At 74.0% G+C, this 2,800-nt stretch carries 2 protein-coding genes; both read right to left on the bottom strand.

From position 1 onward, the window contains the following. A partial coding sequence (locus tag AB0I21_RS57320; protein WP_360574478.1) for a beta-ketoacyl synthase N-terminal-like domain-containing protein occupies nucleotides 1-656 on the bottom strand: 656 nt, incomplete at its 3' end. 23 nt (nucleotides 657-679) lie between these two features. Continuing rightward, nucleotides 680-2,800 (bottom strand): beta-ketoacyl reductase (locus AB0I21_RS57315; protein WP_360574476.1); only part of this gene is annotated, 2,121 nt, incomplete at its 5' end.

Raw genomic sequence — 2,800 nt, 5'->3', positions numbered from 1 at the left:
GCCTGCACCGCCAAATGCAACGCCACCAACGACGACGAACACGCCGTATCCACAGTGACCGCCGGCCCCTCGAACCCGAACGTGTACGAGATCCGGCCCGATGCCACGCTGCCGGCGTTGCCATTGCCCAGGAGGCCTTGCAGCTCGTCCGGCACCTCGGCCAGCCCGGTCGCGTAGTCGTGGTAGGTCAGGCCGGCGAAGACGCCGGTCCGGCTGCCGTGCAGTGCCTGCGGGTCGAGACCGGCCCGTTCGATCGCCTCCCACGACGTCTCGAGCAGCAGCCGTTGCTGCGGGTCCATGGCGAGCGCCTCCCGCGGCGAGATCCCGAAGAACGCCGCGTCGAAGCCCGCCACATCGTCGAGGAATCCGCCGGTACGGGTGTAGGTGTGCCCGGGCAGACCAGGTTCGGGGTCATACAGTGCCTCGACGTCCCAACCCCGATCGGCCGGGAAGTCGCTGACGGCGGACCGGCCGGCCTCGAGCAGCGTCCACAACTCCTCCGGCGAGCTGACACCGCCGGGGAATCGGCACGCCATGCCCACGATGGCGATCGGCTCCCGGCCTGCCTCCTCGACCTCGTTGAGCCGGTCGCGTGTCTCCTGGAGCTCGTTCGTCACACGCTTGAGGAAGTACCGGAGTTTCTCCTCGCCGTTCATGATCTGCGGTCGCTCCTCGCGCGTCAGTTGATGCCCAGCTGGTTCTGGATGAAGTCGAAGATCTGGTCGTCGTCGGACGTGTCCTCGGGCAGCCGGGTGCCGGTCTCGTGGTCGCCGGCCGTCAACCGGTTGAGCACCACGCGCAGCCGGGACGCGGCCGCGGCTCGGTTCGCGCCGTCGAGGACCGCGGTTTCGAGGAGTCGCTCCAGCCGGTCGAGCTCGTCGGGCACCGAGCTGGCCTTCGGCTCGCCGAACCTCGACCGGCGCAGTTCGGTGGCGAGCGCGGCGGGGCTCGGGTGGTCGTAGACGAGCGTGGCGGGCAGCTGCCCGCCGAGCGCCGCGGCGAGCCGGTTGCGCAGCTCCACCGCGCTCAAGGAGGTGAAGCCGAGCTCCTGGAACGGCCGGTCCGGGTCGATCCGGTCGGGTCCGGAGTGGCCGAGGACGACGGCGGCGTGTGTCCGTACCAGGTCCAGCAGCGCCTCCTGCTGCTCGGCGGGGTCCAGCACGGCCCACTGCTGCGTGAGCGGGACCTCGGCCGAGCCGCCGACGGGCGCGCTGTCGCCGCCGGCGAGTTCGGTCAGCAGCGGGCTGGGCCGGCCGGCGGTGAACCGGGCGGTGAAGGCACGCCGGTCGATGTCGGCGATGAGGGCCGTGACGTCGCCGCGGTCGAGGACTGTGCCGAGCGCTTCGAGCGCGGCCTCGGGCGCCATCGGCCGGATGCCGGCCGCGTCCAGGCCGTCGGCCATGCCCGTCGCCGCCCAGGCGCCCCAGGCAACGGCGAGCGCGCGCCGGCCGGCCGCGTGCCGGTGCGCCGCCAGCGCGTCGAGGTAGGCGTTGGCGGCGGCGTAGTTGCCCTGCCCGGCCGCGCCGACGGCGCCGGCGACCGAGGAGAACAGGACGAACGCGTCCAGGTTGAGGTCGCGGGTCAGTTCGTCGAGGTGCCGGGCCGCGTCGGCCTTCGCCGCGAGCACCGTCTCCAGGCGGTCGGTGGTGAGCGAGGCGAGGACGCCGTCGTCGAGGACGCCGGCCGCGTGGAACACCGCCGACGGCGGCCCGACCCTGTCGAGGAGGTCGGCGAGCTGCGCCCGGTCGGCCACGTCGCACGCCACCACCGTCGCCGTGGTCCCGCGCGCCTCGAGTTCGGCGACGAGGTCGGCGGCGCCGGGGGCGGCGGGTCCCCGCCGGCTCAGCAGGACCAGTCGTCGGGCGCCCCGCCCGGACAGCCAGCGCGCGAGGTGCGTGCCGACGCCGCCGGTCCCTCCGGTGACCCAGACGTCGCCCTCCGGCCGCCAAGTCTCGGCCTTCCACGCCGGCCCGGCGGCCGCCCCGGACAGCCGCCGCACGAGCGTGCGGCCAGGCCGCACCGCCACCTGGTCCTCGACCGCCGCGGCAACGGTGGCGAGGACGCGCTCGACCGCTTCCGCGTCGGGGTGCCCGGAGACGTCGACGAGGCCGCCCCACAGCTGTGGGTGTTCCAGGGCCGCGGTCCGGCCCAGGCCCCACATCGCCGCCTGCGCCGGGGCGTGCACGGGTCCGGCCGCGACGGCGTCGCGGGTCAGGCACCACAGGGGCGTCGCCATGCCGGCGTCGTCGAGGACCTGCAGCAGGTGCAGGGTGGCGGCCAGCCCGGCCGGTACCGCCGGAGCGTCGGGGCTGGGCGTGCCGTCGAGGCCCAGCAGGGAGATCACGCGGTCGGCGCGGCTGTCGTGCAGGGTGGCGCGGTCCTGGCCGGCCGCGTTCAGGATCGTGCATCGGCCACCGGCGGCCTCGACGCCGTCGCGGATGGCGGCGGCCCATCCGGCGTCGACGTCCTCGGCCGGTGTGAGCAGCAGCCAGTGCGCGCCGGTGAGGTCGGCCGGTGGCAGGTGGGTGGGCTGCCAGGTCTCGGCGTAGAGCAGGTCGTCGCTGCGGGATGCCGGGGCGTCGTCGGCGTCGAGCCAGTAACGCTGCCGTTGGAAGGCGTACGTCGGTAGGTCGGCTGGTCCTGCCCCGGCTGGCAGTGCAGGCGTCCAGTCGACCGGCACCCCAACCGAGTGCAACGCGCCCAACGCCGTCAGGAACGCGACCACCTCATCAGCGTCACGACGCGACAGTGGCTTGACCTGACGATCAGCGAGCATCGCCGACAACGTCGCATCCGGACC

It is taken from the genome of Dactylosporangium sp. NPDC050588, from assembly GCF_040654975.1.
In the GTDB taxonomy this organism is placed as follows: Bacteria; Actinomycetota; Actinomycetes; order Mycobacteriales; family Micromonosporaceae; genus Dactylosporangium; species Dactylosporangium maewongense.
This window is presented reverse-complemented; position numbering and strand designations above follow the sequence as displayed.